Here is an 18,906-nt window from a genome sequence, read left to right on the forward strand (position 1 = left end):
TCTCCATCGAGCCGGGCATCTACCTGAAGGACGACGTTGGCGTGCGGATCGAGGACCTGGTCCTGGTGACGGAGGAGGGCTGCGAGAGGCTGAACCGTTACAGCAAGGAGCTTGAGGTGCTCCAGTAATCCCAAAGGTTGTTTGACGACGGACGCGAGGGCGGCCCCGGATATTTCCGGGGCCGCCCTCGCGCGAAGTCAGCCTGCGATGACCATCTCAGGGGCCTGCGCGGTGACGAGCCCGCTGGCCAGGACCTCTGCGCCGGCGTATCTTTTCAGCAGGTCCGTCAGCTCCGTCTGGGCCGCCCTCAAGTCTTCCATACGGTGGGGCTCGATGCACTCCATGACGATAAACTCGTTGACGGTGCCGTCCGTCACCGCCGTTCGGCGGCCGTCGCGCCAGTTCCAGCAGCGGCACACCGCACCGGCTTCGTCGTAGTACCCGATTTCTCCGGGGAGCGGCGGGTCCTGGGCATCTTCGCCCAGGGGCAGAAAGTCCTCGGTCCCCTTCATGGCCCCCAGGTGCAGGTCGCCAACGAAGGCGTCCAGGTCCTCCGCCCCGATGGGGAACCCGTATCGGAGGGAGATCGCGTTCGTCAGGTCCACGGTGGGGGCGATGGAGGTCAGCGGCTTGTCGTGCAGGACGCGCTTCAGCAGGTTCTCGATGGAGCAGCGGGCTCCCTTCTTGGTGGGGAACCTTCGGTAGGCCTCTCGCCAGCTTGCGGGGATGGCGTTCTCCGAAATGACGTCCGAGGTCAGGTGCTTCCGCGCCTCCAGGTTGGCCTGGGCCAGCAGGGCCCGGATATCCCCGGCCTGAGCTTCCGCGGGACGGCGGGCCTCAGGCCCCAGGTGCACGCAGAGCACCGCCAGCGCCGCGTCGGGAAAGAGCGCCTGAAAGGCGTCGTCGAGGATCAGTCGTTTCATCGTGTCCTCTCCTCAAGTTAAAAGGGCCCCAGGTTGATCGCCTGAGCGACGGCCACCAGGATGCAGCCCAGCACCACCCACCAGCAGAACACGCGCCAGCTGTACTTCATCCAGTCTGAAAGGCGAGGATCATGGCGTCCAGCGAGCTGCGCCCCTCCTCGGGCCGGATGGCCGCGTGAGCCGCCCGGCCGTGGTACGTCACCGTGAAGCTGGTCAGGGCCATGGACTTGACGTCCGTCGTCGTTTCGCCGCTGCCGTGCATCATCAGGGCGACGTCGATGTCGTGGAAGCAGTCCCCGTGCTTCAGCATGAGGACCTTTCCGCTCACCGTCTCCTCCGCCGGCGTCCCGTAGACGACGACGCTGAAGGGCGCCTTGATGCCTCCGTCCTTCAGGGCCGTGGCCGCTCCCAGGATGCAGGGCCCCTGCATCTGGTGACCGCAGGCGTGCCCCTGGGCTGGGAGCGCGTCGTACTCGCAGAGCAGTCCGATGCGGGGGCCGCCCTCCCCCTGGCGCCAGACGGCCCGAAACGCCGTTTCAAGCCCCCCCACGCCGCGCTCCACGGCAAAGCCCCGCTCCTCAAGCCACGCGGTGAGCAACTGGGACGCATGCCGCTCCGTCAGGCCAACCTCCGGATGGTCGTAGATGTCGTCGGACATCCGGGAGAGCTCCGGCCTGAGGGAGTCGATAAAGCGGTTCATCCGTTCCTTCAAAGTGATCTTTCCTCCTGTCGTGTACGGGGTGCTTTGCCACGTTAAAAACTTGACTGTGTTCAAAAATGATAGCATAAATTGATGGGCGTGGGAAGGAGCTGCGCCCCCGCCCCCGTCGTCAAAAGTCACTGCTGTTAAATTTTAATATAAGCAGTATTCTTCTGGATATATAGACGCTTTTGGGTTAAACTTATGTTGCAGTAGAAAGCAGTTCAATAAATATTAAGGAGTAGGAGGGGGAGTCTATGACCGGCGGCACACTTCCTGGGTGCGGTTTTCTGGAGGTGGTGGAGATGAAACATCTGCGCGTTCTCAAGACGGTGGAGAGGACCGGCGTGAAGGCCTGGCTGGTCGGAGATTCCGCCCGCATGATCGAGATGGGCATCGATCCGAAGGTCATGACGCTGGCCGTGGACGCAAGGGACCTGAGCTCTCTGAGCGACAGGCTGGATAGCGCGACGGTTGACGCCAAAGGGACGTTCCCCGTCCTCCGGGGGACGGTTCTGGGCGCGCCCTTCCGGGCTTACAGCCTCCAGGGCGACACGATCGCGGACGACCTGGCACGCAGGGACCTGAGCATCGAGGCCATCGCCCTGCGCAGCGACGGCGGGGTGGTGGACCCCTTCGGCGGGCGCCGCGACATCCGAAACCGCGTCATCCGCCTGACGGGCGACGACGTGGACCTGATCGACAGGGACCCGCTGCGCATTGTGCGCATCCTGCGCTTTGCGGCGGAGCTGGGGATGGACGTCTTCTGGCGGACCGACATGGACGTGCGCGATTTCCTTAGGGGCCACTCGGACCGCATGAACGCCATCCCCGCCGAACGCTGGGGGCGGGAGATCATCAAGGGCATGAAGGAGCGCCCCTGGCGCTTCATCAGACTCTGCGACCACTACAACCTGCTGCCCTTCTTCCTGAAGGACCTGGAGGATCTGAAGTCCGTGCCGGACGGGCGCGGAAGGACGCTCTTCAGCCACGTCATGGCGACCCTGTCCGTCATCGAGAGGCGTCTGCCGACCCACAAGATCATGCAGGACGAGGCCTTTATCCTGGCGGGGCTCTTCAGCCGCATCGGCACCAGGTCGTTGGACGCCGGGGACGAAGGAGAGCGGAGGAAGAACGAGGCGCTGACCTCCTCCTTCCTGAGCCAGTGGAACATCCCGGCGGAAACGATTCGCGCCGCGCAGGCCATCATCGACGGCTACCGCAGGTTCTACGAGCCGCGGACGGAGGAGGACCTGTGCCGGTCCGTGCTGGAGCACGGGGCCGACGCGATGGCGGCGGGACTTGACTTCGCGGGCTGCATCGCGCGGGCGGAGGGCCTGCCGCACCTGGAGACGCTGTCCGACAATCGATGGCGTCTGGCCCAGGTGCTGCGCCGCTTCAAGTCCGTGGCGCTTCAGACGGGGGGCGCCTCGCGCTTCCTCGGAGGGGACGAGGTGATGAGCCTCCTTCGGCTGGCTCCAGGGCGCATCATCGGCGCTCTTTTGGACGGGCTTGACGTGGCCGTCGGCACGGGGCGGGTGACGAACCGCGCTCAGGCCGAGGAGTGGGTCGTCAGCCATGCACGCTCCGTCTGACACGATCGCCGCGATATCGACGGCTTGGGGCGAGGCGGGCATCGCCGTCGTGCGGGCGTCCGGCCCCTGTGCCGTGCCGCTGGCCCGGTCGGTCCTGCGCTTTGGGCCGAAGGGCTTCCCCCCGCCCCGGACGATGTGCCTGGCCGCCCTCCTGGACGGCGCGGACAACGCCATCGATCAGGTCCTGGCGGTCCACTTTCCAGGGCCTCACAGCTTCACGGGCGAGGACGTGGTGGAGGTCCACACGCACGGGGGAACGTTGGTGGCCCAGCTGTGCCTTGAGGGACTGCTGCGGCGGGGGGCCCGCATGGCGGAGCCGGGGGAGTTCACCCGCAGGGCCTTTCTGAACGGGCGCATGGACCTGTCCCAGGCCGAGAGCGTGCTCGGCATCATCCGCTCCCGCAGCGAGGAGGCCCTGCGGGCCGCGGCGCGGACCCTGTCGGGGGAGTTCTCCGAGTTCGTGCGCCAGATCCGCGACGAGCTCCTGACCCTGCAGGGGGACCTTGAGGTGGGATTGGACTTCCCGGAGGACGCAGCGCCGGCCCTGGACCCGATCGGTCTGCACGACGCACTGGAAACGCTGCGCATCAGCCTGCGGGACTTGGAGGACCGCTGCTCCTTGGGCCTGCTGCTCCGGGAGGGCATCCGAGTGGTCATCTCCGGCCGCCCCAACGTGGGCAAGTCGTCCCTCCTGAACGCCCTGCTGAAGCAGTCCCGTGCCATCGTGACGGCCGTGCCGGGCACGACGCGGGATATTATCGAGGAGACCGTCACCTATCGGGGCATCCCCATCCGGCTGGTGGACACGGCGGGGTTGCGCGTCCCCTCCGACGAGATCGAGGCCAGCGGCATTGAGCGGGCGCGGGCGGCCCTGAAGCAGGCGGACATCTGCCTGTGGCTCCTGGACGGCTCCGCCCCCCTGGAGGACGCGGACCGGGATTACATCCGCAGCCTGGGGACGCGGGAGTCGATCATCGTCCTGAACAAGGCGGACAAGGCCCTTGCAGTGACGGAGGATGACCTGCGGGCCATCGTCCCGGAAGGGAGGACGCTCGCCATCTCCGCCAAGACGGGGGAGGGCCTGGACGCCCTCAAGGAGGCCATCGTCGCCATCGCTACGGCGGGTGGAGCACTGGACGTGGGGCTGAACGTCACGGCACGGCAACTGTCGGAGCTTCGCGCCTGCGCGGAGGCCATCGCGGAGGCTCAGAGGGTCCTGGAGGCCGACATGGGACAGGACGTGACGGCGTCCCTCCTGGGCACGGCCAGGAAAGCCCTGGAGCGCACGCTGGGAATCGCAGCGGACGACGACCTCCTGGACTCCATCTTCAGCCGCTTCTGCGTCGGCAAGTAGGCCGGCAGCGAGGCAGACCTTTAAGAGAGCGCAACGACAGAAAGCGGCGGGCCTTGACCCGCCGTTTTTTTGTTCCCCGCCTTTACATTTCGTCCGCGCCATAGTAAACTACAATTAAATAAACAAATGCCACTATTTAAAATTTACTGATCTGAAAAAACACCAGTTTAACAGGGCGCAGTAAAGGGGCGCCGTATCCACCTTGATTGCCGTTGGCTGCATGATTCTCTTGAGCTTGTTTTAAGCTCCGTTCGTTCCAGCCCCCGCAAGAAGCTTGTGCCGGTGGGTATGTAAAAAACAAAGCGAGGTTAGGCCGATGATCATGAACCCTTCTGCAGTGAAGCGCGTTGTGATGGATGGAAAGAGCCTCTCCCTTGAGGGCTTCGTCGCCGTTGCGCGGTTTGGCGCCTCCGTGGAGCTGGCCGAGTCCGCCCTCCGCGCCATGGAGCGATCCCGGACGCTGGCGGAGAAGATCGTGGGGGAGAAGCGCGCGGCCTACGGCATCACCACAGGCTTCGGGGACTTTCAGAAGGTGGCGGTGCCGGAGGAGATGTCGAACCAGCTCTCCACGAACCTGATCCTGAGCCACTGCACGGGCACGGGGGACCCTTACGCCGCCGAGGTGGTGCGCGGCATGATGCTCCTGCGGGCCAACGCCCTGTGCGAGGGGGTTTCCGGAGTGCGGCCCGTCCTGGTGCAGATGCTCGTCGAGATGCTGAACCGGGGAGTGACGCCCGTCGTCCCCCAGAAGGGGTCCCTTGGGTCCTCCGGCGACCTGGCGCCGCTGGCCCACATGACGCTGCCCCTCCTGGGGCGCGGGCGGGCGCTGTATCAGGGCGTGGAGATGAGCGGAGCGGAGGCGATGGAGAAGGCAGGGATCCCGACGTTGAGCACGCTGGCCTGCAAGGAGGGCCTGGGCATGACGAACGGCACCTGCGCCATGACGTCGGTCGGGGCCCTGGCCCTCTACGACACGATTTGCGCGGCCCAGCTGGCGGACGTCATCGCCTCCCTGTCCTTCGAGGGGCTGACCGCCCTGAAGGACGCCTTTGACCCGCGCGTCCACCAGGTCCGCGGCCAGAGGGGGCAGATCCGGGTGGCCGCCAACATGCGCCGCCTGATGGAGGGGTCCGAGATACTGGACCGCTGCCAGGGGGATCGGGTGCAGGACGCCTACGCTCTGCGCTGCGTGCCCCAGTACCACGGCGCGGTGCGCGACGCGCTGGACTACGTGCTGGACAAGGTGGAGATCGAGCTGAACGCCGTCACGGACAACCCCCTGCTGTTCCTGGAGGACGAGGCCGTCATCTCGGGGGGCAACTTCCACGGCGAGCCCATGGCCATCCCCTTCGACACCCTGGGCATCGCCTGCTCCGAGCTTGCCAACATCTCCGAGCGGCGCACGGAGCGCATGGTCAACGCGGCGCTCTCCAATGGCCTCACCCCGTTCCTGACGACGAAGGCCGGCGTGAACTCCGGCTTCATGATCGTCCAGTACGCCGCGGCCTCCATGGTGTCGGAGAACAAGGTGCTGGCGCACCCGGCCTCCGTGGACTCCATCCCCTCCTCCGCAAACCAGGAGGACATCGTTTCCATGGGCACCACCGCCGCGCGCAAGGCCGGCTGGATCGTGCAGAACACCCTCTCCGTGCTGGCGGACGAGCTCTTGACGGCCTGTCAGGCCATCGACATCCGCCGCCGCCTGGACACCCACGGCCAGGGGATCACGCCGCTGCACGAGGCGCTCTTGAAGCACGTGCGCGAGCGGGTGGCCTTCTACGAGGTGGACCGGGAGATCTGGCCGGACATCGCGGAGGTCGAGAGGATGGTCCGCAGCGGCGAGCTCCTGGAGATCGTGAGAGCGCACGTCCCCGACCTGGAGTAGGCCGTCGTGAGCCTCGTTAGGTTGAAGGTCGTCCGCGCGGACCCGGCGGGCAACGCCACGCTCTTCGTGCTGACGCCCGTCGACCGCGCGCTGCGCGCCGACGCCGCGGGAAAGCTGATCGCCGCCCTGCCGGAGATGAAGGTCGAGCAGGTGGGCTTCGCCTCCGCACCCCTCATGGGCGGTGCCGCCCGGCTTGAGATGGCCGGGGGCGAGTTCTGCGGCAACGCGGCCCGTGCCTGGGGCATGTGGACCGCACGGGAAGCAGGGCGCGTCCCTCGGCCTGAGAGGGTGCGGATCGAGGTCAGCGGCTGCAGCCACCCCATCGCGGTGGACGTGGACTGGGCGGAGGGCACGGCGCGGACGGAGATGCCCCTGCCCCTTGCGGCTCGCCCCGTCCCGGAGTTCGGGGGGACGTTGGTCCACCTGGGCGGCATCGCTCACCTCGTGGTTTGGGACGAGGTTCCGAGCCGCGACTTCTTCCACCGCGCGGAGCCGGCCTTTAAGGGGATGGCCGGGCTTGAGGCCTATGGCGTCATCTTCCTGAACCGTCTCGACGCGGCGGGAGAGGCGCGGCTAACGCCGTTCGTCAAGGTCCCCTCCGTGGGGACGCTGTTCCAGGAGGGCAGCTGCGGGTCCGGCAGCCTGGCCGCGGCGGTGGCGGAGAGCATGGAGGTCCGGGACGGCGAATTCTGCAGGCGGTACGTCCAGCCCGCCGGGGCCCTGACCGCCTCGGTCGTCCGGCGGGATGGGGCGGTGCGGAGCGCCTTTATCGAGGGGCCGGTTTCCCTGGACGAGCCGGTCGAGGTCGAGCTTGACCTATATGCGGTGAGGTGATGCCGTGATGCTATAATTTTTTAAGAGGGGCGGAAGCGGCCGGCGGACGGGCCGCCCCCTAGGCCGAGGCGCATTGTGAGCCACATCTTTGACCTTGCGGACTTTATTCAGACAAAAGGAGGGTTTAGATTGTCTATTCTGACCAACCCGGTAACGGTTTCCGTCATCGTGCTGTGCGTGCTGTGCCTTTTCAAGCTCAACATCCTGGCGGCCATGCTGGTGGCCTGCTACGCCGGCGCCCTGGTGGGCGGCATCCCGTTCCGCGACGTGATGGGCATCATCACGGAGGGGTTCAGCAGCAACGCCGAGACGGCCCTGGCATACCTGCTGCTTGGCACCTTCGCCACGGCCATCGCCACCACGGGCCTTGCGGACATCATGGGCAAGAAGATGTCCCGCCTGATGGGAGACCGGCGGGCGGTGCTGCTGCTGATCCTGGCGGGCGTCAGCTGCTTGTCCCAGAACCTCATCCCCATCCACATCGCCTTCATCCCCATCATGATCCCGCCGATGTTGGCCATGTTCAACCGCATGAAGCTGGACCGCCGCGGCGCGGCCTGCTCCCTGGCCTTCGGACTCAAGGCGCCCTACATCGCCATCCCCTTCGGCTTCGGCACGATCTTCCACGGCATCATCGCAAAGAACATGACCGAGAACGGCATGCCCATCGAAACGGCCGTGGTCTGGCACTACACGTGGCACCTCGGCGTGGCGATGTTCCTCGGCCTGCTGATCGCCATCTTCATCTCCTACGCCGCTCCCCGCGAGTACAAGACGCTGGACGTGGACACGTCGGCCACGGACGCCATCTCCGAGGAACTGAAGCCGGCTCACTGGATCACGGTCCTGGCCATCTTCGTTGTGGTCGCGGTGCAGATTTGGACCGAATCCCTGCCCCTCTCCGCCCTGAGCGGCCTCGTGGTGATGTTCGCCCTGAGAGCCGTCCCCTGGAGCAGGATCGACGACCAGTTTGCGGGCGGCATCAAACTCATGGGCATGATCGCCTTCGTGATGCTGATCGCGGGCGGCTATGCCGGCGTCATGAAGCAGACGGGCGGCGTCGACGAACTGGTTCACGCGGCGGCCAACGCCATGAGCGGCAGCAAGGTCATGGCGGCGACGATGATCACCCTCATCGGCCTCCTGGTGACGATGGGCATCGGCACCTCCTTCGGCACGATCCCCGTGCTGGCGGTGCTCTACGTCCCGCTCTGCAAGCACATGGGCTTCTCCACGCCGGCGACGTGCCTCCTGATCGCGGCAGCGGCGGCCCTCGGCGACGCGGGCTCCCCGGCCTCCGACACGACCCTCGGCCCCACGGCGGGCCTGAACGCGGACGGCCAGCACGACCACATCTGGGACACCTGCGTTCCCACGTTCCTGCACTTCAACATCCCGCTGATGGTCGCGGCGATCATCCTGTCGCAGTACCTGTAGCGCGGCGCCGCAGGCTTCCGGGCCTGACCCTCGGCCGGCGGGGCGAAAACATCGCCCCGCCCCTTTTTTTGCCCCTGGGTCAGCCTGGACGCCGCTCCCGGAGGTATCGGTACGTGCTGTCCGGCGTCATGGCCCGAACGGTGCCCCAGTCTTGGGCGGCCAGCGCAGCCCGCACCCGCGATGCGCTGATGGCCTCTCCCCCTGCGGAGGCCCGCTCCACCACCACGACCTGGATGCCGCACTTCGGCAGCCGCTCGAGGAGCGCCTCGTTGTAGCGCGCCGTGGACGGACTGAAGGGCTCCGTCCCCACGTAGCGCCTCGCGATGCCGAGGGCGGGGGCCACGAGGTCGCAGAAGACGGCTGCATCCAGCGCGCCCTGCGCCGCGGCCAGCGACTCCTGCCGCGTGAAGTAGGCGGGAAAGGTGCGCGCGGAGATGACGTACTCGCCGCCCGACAGGACCTCGACGTTGGCCAGGTCCGCCGTGCCCTCGCGCATCAGCCGGAATCGGACGTCGAAGGGGAACTCCGACCGGTCCTCGCGCACGGCCAACACCCATACCCAGGGGTTCTCCGAGGCGGCCCGCTCCACGAGGTGCCGATGTCCCAGCGTGAAGGGGTTGGCGTTCATCACGACGCAGGCGTGAGGTGCGGGCCGGCCCTTCGCCTGACGCCGAAGGCCCTCCGCGTAGGCCGAGGCGCTGCCGCTTCCGACCTCCAGAAGGACGGCGTAGGGCCGTGCGTCCGCCACCCTGCGAAATCCAAGGCCTGCAAAAAAACGCTCCATGTCGGGCTTGGTGATCACCTGCCAATAGGTGATGCCGCGCTGGACGGCCCTCTGGATCAGGGCCGTGATGAGCGTGGCGGAGAGCCCTTCCCCACGGTGCGCCGCGTCGACGGCGACCCCCTGCAGCAGGTTCCCCTTCAGGAAGCCGCACCCCACGAGGCGCCCGTCCTCGTAGAGCCCTACGCCCTCGTCCGCCTCCTCCGGCAGCGTGAGGTCGTTCGCCTTCAGGAGCGCCGCCAGTTCCGGGTCCCTCTCCGGCCGATAGATCGCGTCCACGCTGACCTCTCCCATGACGACCACCTCCCGCACAACACGGATTCCGTTGCTCCGCTGCCTCTGCAACGGCACAGGCCCTGTAAGTCCGTTTCGAAAATCCGCGCTTTTCATTCTATTTTAAAACCGTTAGTCGCAGGGTTTTACTCTCATAAAACACAAATTTTATTATATCATTTGAGCCGTACCGAAAGCGGGGCGCGCCTTACCGGAGCAGGGCGGCACTTTGAGAGGGGACATTGGGATGACGGGCGGGGAGCGAAGGGGCGGACGGAGGATCGAGTTTTTTGCGCCGAGGGCCGTGGGGCTGGAAGAGGTGTTGCAGGCACGGGAGCGGCGCCAGGCGGCGCAGCGGGCTCTGCTGGCGCGGTGGGGAACGCCCCTCGTCAGCCTTTGTATGAACGTCCCCGGCCCCGTCAAGGATACGCCCCTGATCGAACTGGCCTTCCGTCATGGACTTGACGAGCTCGAGGCGCGTCTGCCCCCGCCCCTGGCCATGGAGGTGAGGCGGGATGCGGCTGGGCCGGAGGCCCTCCTCGCGTTCCGGATGGAGGCGCCCGCTCTCAAGGCCCTGGGGGAGGCGGTCGAGGCGGAGGCGCCCGTGGGGCGGCTCCTCGACGTGGACGTGTTGGACGGGGAGGGACACAAGCTCTCCAGGGCCGTGCCCCGCACCTGCATTGTGTGCGGCGGGCCGGCCTTTGACTGCGCCCGCAGCCGGGCCCACGGGTTGGCTGCCGTCGAGGCGGCAGCGCGGGCGCTCCTGATGGGCTGGGCTGCGCCGCGCTTTGCGGAGGCGGCGGAAGCCGCGCTGTTGGAGGAGGCGCGCCTCACGCCGAAGCCCGGCCTGGTGGACCGGTCGAACAACGGCGCCCACCGCGACATGGACCTCCCCATGCTGGAGAGGAGCGCCAGGGCGCTTCGCCCGTACTTCGAGCGATTCTTCAGGGCGGGAATGGATGAGCCGGACCGGTTCCTCCCGCTGCGGGGGATCGGCGTGGAGGCGGAGGCCGCGATGATGGAGGCCACGGGGGGCGTCAATGCGCACCGCGGGGCGATCTTCGCCCTGGGGCTGCTGCTGGGGGCGCTTGGGGCGTCGCTCCTTGACGGGCGGGACGTCCTTCAGCGCGCGGCGGCCCTGGCGAGGCAGAGGCGTGGGGGAGGCGAGGGGTCCCACGGCGCGTCGGTGCGCACCCGCTACGGCGCAGGCGGGGCGGTGGAGGAGGCCATGGCCGGGTTCCCGACGGCCTTCCGGGCGCGGGCCGCTCTGGAGGCGAAGGGGCCGCTGACGGCGCTCCTGGGGCTCCTTGCGCGCTGCACGGACACTAACCTCCTGTATCGCGGCGGACGGAAAGGGCTCCTCCTGGTCCGGGCGATGGCGCGGGCCGCCCTCTGCCTGCCGCAGGGGATGCACCCCTGGGCAGCGCGGGGCATGGACCGCGTGATGATCCGCCGGAACCTCAGCCCCGGAGGGTCCGCGGACCTCCTGGCCCTGGCCCTCTTTATGGAGCGGGCGGGGCTGTAGGGAGGTAGAGGCAGGTCGCGTGTCCCGTGGTGCGCGGCGAAGGGCGCGAGGCGTAGTCGTCGGAGTTGCTGCGCTCCAGCAGGACGGCTTCCCCGTTTCCCAGGGTCTGCATCAAGGCGAGGAAGAGCCGTGCGCCGCGCCGGCAGTCCACGTCCAGCCCACCGATCTCGCCCGTGCGAAAGCCCCTCAGGACCGCCAGGGTCCGGTCGTCCTCCGCGTCGGACTCGGCCCGCGGCTTGTAGTGGGACAGGTCCATGCTCAGGAGCACCACGCCCCCCTCCTGGCGCAGCAGGCGCGTCAGCACGCGGTGCGCGCGCAGGAGCTCCATGTCGCTGGCGCCGGTCCGCACCAGGAGGCACAACACCTCCGCGCCGGGAAAAAAGCGCTGGACGCGCGGGATGTGTTCCGTGACGCAGTGGTCCCGCTGCACGGCGTCGTCCTGGCGGGGCATGGCCCAGGAGAGGGCGCGCGCAGCCGCCGCGTCGCCGGACAGCAGCAGGTCCCCTGCGGGGGTCCTCCAGTCCGGCGCGCCCAGGACGACGCCCGCGCGGGCCCGGCCGAAGTGGTCCGGGCCGATGATCACGACGCGGGCCGGGGTTGCGTCCTCCGAGGCTAGCCGCTCGTAGAGGTGGTCGATCATCGCTCCGGCCACGCTGTGGTGTGGGGCTAGGGCCCCGACGACGCGGGGAGCGGCCTCCGCCGCGGAAACAAGACAGGCGGCGGCCGCCAGGGCCGCCGCAATCCGTCTGAGTCGATTCGATAAGCTAGTCATTGACCTTGTTCTGCCAGTAGGGGAGGGCCGTCTTCAGCTCGTCCTGACGCTTCTCGTCGTAGACGAGGGCCTTCCACTCATCGTCGTCCATCCGCTTTTCCCCCATCGGGGTCGTGAAGGTGTAGTAGGAGAACATGTAGCCCTCCGTGACGCGGAATCCGCCCGACTTGTCGTTGACGTAGACCCGGAGCTTCCTGGGCGTTCCCGTGCCCATGAAGAGGACCTCGCCCGTCGGAACGGAGGTGGCGACGTCCGCCACGAGGGCCATGCGAAGCTGTCGCTGCGCCTCCTCGCCCACGATCTCACCGATGTCCTCGGGCAGGACGGAGGCCAGCCTGAAGCTCAGCAGCTGCTCGAAGTCCTCCCAGGTCATGGAGTCGTCCAGGGCGCGTTCGGCGATCGCCGTCAGCCCACGCATGTCCTTGGCGAAGGACATCAGGTTCGCCGCGTAGTACTCCCGCCATTTCTCGTTCTCCTTGGGCAGGAGCTTCGTCAGGGTTTCCACAAGGCGGTCCGCGGCCTCTGTCAGGGCGCTGTAGAGCGCCGGAACGGGCTCGACGTAGCTGCGGGGGATGGGCAGCTTGAAGGGGCCGGGGATCCAGAGGTCTCCGCCTCCGTCCCCCATCTCCGCGCCGCTCTGCTCCGCGTAGAGGATCGTGTCGTGCTTCAGCTCCGTCATCGCGGCCTCGGCCGTGATGAGCTTCTTGTAGCCCCAGGCCGGACGGTTGGCGAAGAACTGCTTCGATCCCGCCTCGGCGAGGTACGCCCGGACGAACTTCAGGACGTCCGTGTAGACGTTGTCGCCGTCCTTACCGGTCGAGTAAGCCTCCCAGAGGTCGGCCATGGCCCGCTGATTTTTCTCGTAGTCCTTGAACTTCCCGTTCGGCTTCATCTCGGCCTGAGCGGTCGGGGAGCCCAGCACCGCCATGACGTCCAGCGGGTCCGGGAGCGGCCGCATGTCCTCACGCGTGCTCGTGGCGGGGAAGGTCAGCGCGTCGAAGACCATCGCGTCGAAGGTGACGCGTCGGGGCAGGACGGCGAACTTCTTGCCATCGAGCTTCTGAATGACGCTCTTCTTCCCTGCCGCATCGAGCGCCTCCACGAGCGCCTTGACGCGGTCCAGCTTGGCGAGGTCCCCCAGCTTGAAGGGCTTGAGGGCCACGGACAGGTCGTCCCACGAGTTGACGTTGGAGCTGCCCACCAGGTAGGAGATGGGGTCGGCCAGGGCGCGCCAGCGCTTCTGGACCTCCGGGGTGCTCAGGATGTGGTTCAGGATGAGCGTTGCCGCCGCGCCGTTCTCGCTGTCCAGCGGCCAGGCGGTGCCCAGGAGGTAGGTGGTCCGGAAGTAGGCCTTGAGCCCGTCGTTCATCGTGTAGTGGCCTCTGGGTTCGAAGAGGGAGAGGTCCTGCGGCAGCTCCGTGAAGGGGTTGGTCTCCAGGATGCCGGAGCCGCGCATCGCACCCTCCGCAAACTCCCGGACTTCCGCCGGAACGTTCCCCTTGCCGTTCGACGCCAGGTAGAGACCGAGGGCGATGAAGCCCTTGACGTTGGCCACGGCCGTCCGTCCCGGCTCGGAGGCGGAGAGCTGCTTCGGCAGCTTCGCGGCGGCGTCCCTCATGGCGTTGAGCAGCCCCGTGACGCGGGGAGCCAGGGCCTTCTCCTCCAGCTTCTGAAGGGAGCGGTCGAAGTAGAGGTGGAAGGCGTGCATGGGCAGGTCCGCCGTGATGAACTTGGCCGTCAGCTCGTCCATGTCCGAGTAGCAGTCCACCAGGTCGTCCTCGTTGATGAAATCTCGAAGCTGAGGGGCCGGGTCGAGGTAGAAGCCGTTCTTCAGAAGGGCGGCGCGGGCCTCCGCCTCCAGGGAGGCCGGCAGGTTCTCCTCCTCGACGCGGGTCAGGTCGGGCGACGACGCGGACAGGTCCCTGAGGTCCTCTGCGCGCAGCCAGGCCTGGCGTCTGTCGGAGCCCGAAAACTCCGGGTTCGAGGCCTCCGCTTTCTCCTGGAGCGCCGAGAGGGCCTCGCGATCGGGACCCTCATCGTAGTTCGTGTAGAAGGTGCAGAGGACCCACAGGGCGCCGTCCTCACCCTTCTTCTGGCCCAGTGCCGTCACCACGGCGCCCCGGGGAAGCGTGAACTTCGAATAGTCCGAGAGGGGCAGGCTCCCCGGCAGGAGGTACGGCATGGCGCCGTCCTTCAGGACCTGCCAGGGACGCGGGGCGAAGCCCTCGTGTTCCGGCATGGGGGCCAGGAGCTTCTGCTCCACGAAGCCCAGCATCTCCGTCCCGTCGGGCCCGGCTTTGATGGAGAGCCAGCCCTCCTGCTTCGAGGGCTCCGCATCAAGGGTGTCGCCGTAGGCGATGCAGAAGGTGTTCTCCTCTTCCTTCGGCTGGTAGGCCTCCCATCGGCCGTCGGGCGCGGCCTTTGCGTCCTTCAGCTCTTCGAAGACCGGCGCCACGGGGCTTGTGACCACCCAGCGCTGAGCGGCCTCGGCGACGCCCGTCAAGAGCGCTGCCAGGAGCAGCGCAAACAAGGGGCAAATCGCCGAACGTCTTAGCCATTTTCCTTTCATCTCGTACATCCCTCCAAGATAAACAAATGGTCGAATGCGGCCGGAACCCTCCGGCCCGGCTCCGATTATAACCTGAGGCAGGCCGTTCCGCCGCCGTCAATTTCACCGCTTTAAGGCGGTCATTCGTACAGCCGGCCCGCCCAGTAGGGGAGGCACTGCTTCAGCTCGTCCTGCCGTCCGCCGTCCCGAACCAGGGCCTGCCACTCTCCCTCGGTCATCCCGGCTCCCAGGGGTCGCGTGAAGGCATAGAAGGAGAGCGTGCGCCCCTCCGTGACGCGGCTTCCCCCCGATCGGTCGTTGACGTAGACGAGGAGCCTCCGCGGCGCGCCCGTGCCGACGTAGATGGCCTGCCCGACTGCGGAGGACGCGGCGACCTCCGCCAGGACGACCGCGGAGGGTCCCTCTGCGGGCAGGCGAAGGTGCTGGATGCGGTAGAAGTCGTCGTAGGTCATGGCGTCGTCGATGGCGCGCTGCGCGATGCCGGCGAGGCGGCGCATCTCGCTGGCGAAGTCCGTCAGGCCCCGGACGCCAGGGTCCAGATTGCCTCCCAGGAGGGGGGCCGCGAAGGCCGCCAGTCGGTCCGCGGCCTCCGCCAGGGCGCTGTAGAGGGCTGGCGCGGGCTCGAGGTATCCCCTGGGGAGGGGCTGGGCGAAGGGGCCCGGACGCCAGGTTCCTTCGGGGTCGCGCCCTGTGGAAACGTCCTGGCCTGCGGGCGCCTCCGCCGAGCTCCCCAGCTCCGTCAGCGCGGCCTCCGCCGTGACGAGCCTCTTGTAACCCCAGGCCGGCTGCGTCGCGAAGTACTGAGCCGGGCCCTTCCCCGCCGGAGCGGGCGCTAGGTAGGTGCTGAGGCACCTCAGGGCGTCCGTTCGGAGGCTGTCCTCCTCCCTGCCCGCCGCGTACCCCGCCCACAGGTCCGCTGCAGCCCGCAGGGCCTGGTCGCTGCCCCGGCTCCCCGCGAACAGCGAGAGCTCATCCCGCGCCGGCTGGGACCCCAGCGCCGCCATGACCTCCAGCGGGTCCGGCAGCGGAGTTGGCTCCTCGGCTGCGGCCTCCGGGGGTGCGACGGGGAGCCCGAACGCCCGCGCCTCGAAGGAGGGGCGAACGGACAGGAGGGCGAACCTGCGCCCGAGGCCGCCGTCCCTCTGGTCGAGCTCCGCGAGGGCCGACATCAGGGCCTTCACGCGGTCCGGGGCCTTGAGGTCCGCCAGCGTGAAGGGCTCCAGGGCCGCGGCGACGCCGTCCGCTGGAGCCAAGGTCCCCCGCAGGTATTGGAGGGGCGCGACGAGGGCGCGCCAGCGCGCCTGCACGTCCCTCGTCCTCATGAGGCGGTTCAGGATGAGGATGGCAGCGGCTCCCGTCTCCGTGTCGGTGGGCCAGGCCGTTTCCAGCAGGCGTGAGGTGCGGAACCAGGCCTTCATCTGGTTGTTCAGCAGGTAGCGCCCCCGCGGGGCGAAGGCGGCGAAGTCCTGGGAAAGCTCCGTGAAGGGGTTGCGATTGAGGCCCCCCGTGCCCAGCATCGTGCCCCAGGCCAGGTCCGTGACCTCCGGCGGGACCTCCGTCACGCCGCCCGTGGCGAGGTACGCGGCCAGGGCGATGAAGTCCTTGACGTTGGCTGCGGCCGTCCGGCCCGGCTCCGAGGCGGAGAGGTCATCGGGCAGGCGCCGGGCGGCGTCCGCGAGGGACCTCAGGAAGTCGTGGAGCAGGGGCAGGAGCGCCCGCTCCTCGACCCTCTGCACCGCGCGGCCTGCGGAGAGGCGGAAGGCACAGAGTGCCATGTCGGCCGTGATGAAGCGCGCCCTCCGGGGGGCTGCGGCCCCGCCTCCGTCGGGCCCCAGGATCGGGTCGGGATCGACGTAGAAGCCGCTGTGGGTCAGGAACTTGCGCTCGTCGCGGCTGAGGCCCGGAGGAAGGGCCTCAGGGGCCACCTGCGTCAGGTCGGGGGATGTGGCGGCCAGGGAGGTCAGGGCCTCCTCCGGCGCCCAAGCGCAGCGGCGGTCCGACCCCGCGACCGGCCCCACTCCGGACCGGTCCGTTTCAAAGACGCAGAGCAGCCAGGCCCGGCCCTCCGAGTCCGCCGCGCGGCCGGAGATCGAGGCCACGGTTCCGCGGGGCATCCGAAGCCCGTCGTAGGCGGAGAGGGGGAGGGCTCCAGGCAGGAGGAAGAGGGCGGACACGTCCCGACGGGCCTGCCAGGACTGGGCGGGAAAGGGCTCGTAGTCCGGCATGGGGACCATGAGCCTCCGCTCCACGAAGCCCGACGTTTCCCGTCCGTCCGGTCCCCGCCGGAGGGCCAGCCAGTCCGCGCGCTCCGACGGGTCCGCGTCAACGACGTCGCCGTAGGCCATGACCAGAGCGCCCGCGTTGCCGCGGACCTCCGCCCAGCCTGCGTCGGGCGCCGGGACCGCGCCCTCCAGCCGCTCGAAGACGGGGACGATGCGCCCCGAGGCGACGTAGCGCCGGGCCCCCTCCGCGGGGGCAGGGGGGAGGGCCGTCAGGACCGCGAGGGCCGCGCCGATCGCAAGGTTCAGACACAAATTAGGATGTTTCACCGTTTCAACACCTCGGTTTTATCCGCCGGAAGCTTTGTGGAACGGTTGCCCTTTCGGAAGACCGATCCTTCGAGTTACGGCCTTTTGTCCCTTATTCTATCGTAAACTTTCGTAAACTTGAAGGTTTTGCCAGGGCGCGGCAGGGGCGCGATCCAAGCGAGCGGCCCCTTTGAAAAAAATCGGTGGGATGGCCCTTCTCCGGACAGCCGGCTCCGTGCTTCCATGAGGCACACGGGGCACGGACCGGGGCGGTCCCGTGCCGGGGCTTTTAAATTTCTGGAAGGGACAGGAGGGGCAATAGGCGATGGAACAGTTTTTGAGGTTCCTCAACCGGCTTGAGGAGGAAAAAATTTATTACCGGCTCAACAAGGTTCGGGAGGAGGCGGTGATGGCGGAGATCGCTGTTCCGGGGGAGCGCTGGGAGGTCGAATTCATGGAGGACGGGTCCGTGGAGGTCGAGAGGTTCGTCAGCGCGGACGGGGTCTCCGGCTGCGTGGACATGGACCACTGCCCGGAGCTGGACGATCTCTTCGAGAGGTTTTCCGAGTAGCTGTAGCGATGAGGACTAAAGCGGCCTGCAGGGCCATCGGCACCCGGTCAAATTTTTTGGTCCCCGCGGCCGCCGCGCTCACTGGGAAAGCTTCAGGTCGAAGCGCCGGAGGCGTCGTGGCTTGTCCCCCGACGCCTTTTGTTCGGGGGAGGGGGAATTGGTCACCGGCTGCTGCGGAGTGCGCCTCAGGGTGTGGGAGCCGCAGCAGGAGTAGACCCGAACGTTGTTCTCCAGGAACCACGTCACGTTCTTGTAGACGTCGCGGGTCCGCGACCTGATGCAGACCTTCCAGCCCGTTTCGGGCATGGTGTCGAAGAGGAGGCGGCACCGCTCTCCCCCGTCCTCGTAGTCGAGGTCCCCGGAGGCCGTCGAGAGGACGGTCCGGATCGTTCGGACGAAGTCCGGCCCGGCGTCACGGACCGCGGGGCGCATCAGGGCCGATGGCCGGGAGCTCGCCAGCACGACGCCCTGCGAGTCCAGGACGTCGGCCGTCAGGGAGTCAGGGAGGGCCCGGGCCACGACGAGCTTCTGGAGCTCGAACACGTCCATGTCGCAGGTCACGAAGCCCCGCCACGTTTGACCCCTCGCCCACACGGGGTAGACGGCGGAGACCGAGGGGGTCCGCGTCAGAGGATGAATCCGGAACGGCCGCCACAGGACCGCCTCAGTGTCCTCCGGAACGGCTTCGGCGTCGTCCGGGAAGCCGTCGATCGTCGAAACGTCCCCCGCCTCCCGAAGGGCGTACTCCGCGAGGGGCCTTCCGTCCGCAAAGGCCTCGGCCGGCAGGCGGAGGCCCAGGCTGCCGACTACGTCGTAGGACGTGAGGTAGCGGGCCGGAAGGGACTTGCAGGCGAGGGCGTCGCCGGCAGCGCCGCATCGTCCCGCCTCAAGCGCCGCCTTTTTGAGCAGGACGCCCGTCCTCAGCGTTTCCATCTGGATGGAGTTCAGGAGGGTCTCGATCTCGGAGCGGACCTCCTCGCGCAGCTTGTCCGGGGCGAAGCGCAGGACCGCGCGGTAGCCCAGGACCCCTGCCGCGGCTGCAAGACAAAGAAGACAAAGGACTCTGCGGACGAAAAGGCCGCGTTTCTCCATCGGTGCGAATCTCCCTTCCCCGTGCCTGACGGGCACGAACCTCTTTTAATTCTACACCCGATGCACC

The 18,906-nt window shown here is 67.7% G+C and carries 15 protein-coding genes; 8 read left to right on the forward strand and 7 right to left on the reverse strand.

Features of this window, described 5'->3' with window-relative positions; all coding sequences use genetic code 11:
* The first annotated feature begins 5 nt into the window (after positions 1–5).
* Positions 6–128, forward strand: a complete 123-nt coding sequence (locus Q0629_RS10165; protein ID WP_366123106.1) for a hypothetical protein — start codon at positions 6–8, stop codon at positions 126–128.
* Between the two features lie 69 nt (positions 129–197).
* Here the strand turns inward: Q0629_RS10165 and Q0629_RS05000 are convergent, their stop codons facing one another.
* Together Q0629_RS05000 and Q0629_RS05005 are read right to left on the reverse strand one after the other, a co-directional pair.
* Positions 198–923 (reverse strand): phenylalanine--tRNA ligase beta subunit-related protein, encoded by a 726-nt coding sequence (locus Q0629_RS05000; RefSeq protein WP_298779722.1) that lies wholly within the window; start codon positions 921–923, stop codon positions 198–200.
* Positions 924–1,029: 106 nt separating this feature from the next.
* Positions 1,030–1,635 carry a M20/M25/M40 family metallo-hydrolase gene (locus Q0629_RS05005; RefSeq protein ID WP_298779725.1) on the reverse strand — a complete coding sequence of 202 codons (606 nt, stop codon included), beginning with the start codon at positions 1,633–1,635 and terminating at the stop codon, positions 1,030–1,032.
* A gap of 245 nt (positions 1,636–1,880) precedes the next feature.
* On the opposite strand from Q0629_RS05005, the gene Q0629_RS05010 reads away from it, so the two are divergent.
* From Q0629_RS05010 to Q0629_RS05030, 5 genes are all read left to right on the forward strand, one after another.
* A complete protein-coding gene (locus Q0629_RS05010) occupies positions 1,881–3,218 on the forward strand; it encodes a hypothetical protein (protein ID WP_298779728.1) in 1,338 nt (445 codons plus the stop codon).
* Entirely contained in the window at positions 3,202–4,572 is a 1,371-nt protein-coding gene (gene mnmE, locus Q0629_RS05015; RefSeq protein ID WP_298779730.1) for a tRNA uridine-5-carboxymethylaminomethyl(34) synthesis GTPase MnmE, read from the forward strand. Before Q0629_RS05010 ends, mnmE begins: the two co-directional genes overlap by 17 nt.
* Before the next feature lie 322 nt (positions 4,573–4,894).
* Positions 4,895–6,457, forward strand: coding sequence for a histidine ammonia-lyase (hutH, locus tag Q0629_RS05020; protein WP_298779732.1), 1,563 nt, complete (start codon positions 4,895–4,897; stop codon positions 6,455–6,457).
* A 6-nt stretch (positions 6,458–6,463) separates the two neighbouring features.
* A complete protein-coding gene (locus Q0629_RS05025; RefSeq protein ID WP_298779735.1) occupies positions 6,464–7,291 on the forward strand; it encodes a hypothetical protein in 828 nt (275 codons plus the stop codon).
* Positions 7,292–7,420: 129 nt separating this feature from the next.
* A complete protein-coding gene (locus tag Q0629_RS05030) occupies positions 7,421–8,728 on the forward strand; it encodes an SLC13 family permease (protein WP_298779738.1) in 1,308 nt (435 codons plus the stop codon).
* 79 nt (positions 8,729–8,807) lie between these two features.
* Here Q0629_RS05030 and citC read toward each other — a convergent pair whose 3' ends face one another.
* On the reverse strand, positions 8,808–9,803 hold the full coding sequence (gene citC, locus Q0629_RS05035; protein WP_298779740.1) for a [citrate (pro-3S)-lyase] ligase: 996 nt from the start codon (positions 9,801–9,803) through the stop codon (positions 8,808–8,810).
* Between the two features lie 226 nt (positions 9,804–10,029).
* Between citC and citX the strand changes: the two genes are divergently transcribed.
* Positions 10,030–11,307 (forward strand): citrate lyase holo-[acyl-carrier protein] synthase, encoded by a 1,278-nt coding sequence (gene citX / locus Q0629_RS05040; RefSeq protein WP_298779742.1) that lies wholly within the window; start codon positions 10,030–10,032, stop codon positions 11,305–11,307.
* Here citX and amrB read toward each other — a convergent pair.
* From amrB to Q0629_RS05055, 3 genes are all read right to left on the reverse strand, one after another.
* Positions 11,285–12,079 (reverse strand): AmmeMemoRadiSam system protein B, encoded by a 795-nt coding sequence (amrB, locus tag Q0629_RS05045; protein ID WP_298779746.1) that lies wholly within the window; start codon positions 12,077–12,079, stop codon positions 11,285–11,287. The genes citX and amrB overlap by 23 nt on opposite strands.
* Complete coding sequence (locus Q0629_RS05050; RefSeq protein WP_298779748.1) at positions 12,072–14,609, reverse strand: DUF3160 domain-containing protein; 2,538 nt, start codon at positions 14,607–14,609, stop codon at positions 12,072–12,074. Before Q0629_RS05050 ends, amrB begins: the two co-directional genes overlap by 8 nt.
* A 158-nt stretch (positions 14,610–14,767) precedes the next feature.
* Complete coding sequence (locus tag Q0629_RS05055; RefSeq protein WP_298779750.1) at positions 14,768–17,197, reverse strand: DUF3160 domain-containing protein; 2,430 nt, start codon at positions 17,195–17,197, stop codon at positions 14,768–14,770.
* A gap of 304 nt (positions 17,198–17,501) precedes the next feature.
* Between Q0629_RS05055 and Q0629_RS05060 the strand changes: the two genes are divergently transcribed.
* Complete coding sequence (locus tag Q0629_RS05060) at positions 17,502–17,747, forward strand: hypothetical protein (protein WP_298779751.1); 246 nt, start codon at positions 17,502–17,504, stop codon at positions 17,745–17,747.
* Between the two features lie 78 nt (positions 17,748–17,825).
* On the opposite strand, the gene Q0629_RS05065 is transcribed toward Q0629_RS05060, so the two are convergent.
* Entirely contained in the window at positions 17,826–18,839 is a 1,014-nt protein-coding gene (locus Q0629_RS05065; protein ID WP_298779754.1) for a cache domain-containing protein, read from the reverse strand.
* Positions 18,840–18,906: the final 67 nt, after the last annotated feature.

Source organism: uncultured Fretibacterium sp. (genome assembly GCF_938030725.1).
Classification (GTDB): Bacteria; Synergistota; Synergistia; order Synergistales; family Aminobacteriaceae; genus Fretibacterium.